This window comes from Psychrobacter sp. GW64-MNA-CIBAN-0177 (genome assembly GCF_040309585.1).
Lineage (GTDB): Bacteria > Pseudomonadota > Gammaproteobacteria > Pseudomonadales > Moraxellaceae > Psychrobacter > Psychrobacter okhotskensis.
In genome coordinates, this window is sequence record NZ_JBEOOY010000543.1 from 1 (window position 1) to 242 (window position 242).

Genomic DNA, 242 nt, shown 5'->3' on the forward strand with positions numbered 1-242 from the left:
ATACTGGGCAAGTCCATAGCTAAAATGAATCGCGGGATTTAACAGCGTTAGGTCATGCTGCAGTTGTGTTATTTGCTGCTCTAAGACATCGATGGGGCCACGGCATAGTGCAATAAATTCATCACCGCCATATCGAGCGACTAAAAAATGTGGATGCCACATTGATTTTAGTGATTGCGCAAAAGCCTTTAATGCATCGTCCCCAGCTTGATGTCCGTACTGATCATTTAATGGCTTTAAGT

At 43.4% G+C, this 242-nt stretch carries 1 protein-coding gene; it reads right to left on the reverse strand.

The window, feature by feature from the left end:
* Positions 1-242, reverse strand: a 242-nt coding sequence (locus tag AAEY79_RS16150; protein WP_352289732.1) for a diguanylate cyclase domain-containing protein, incomplete at both ends; no start/stop codon positions are given.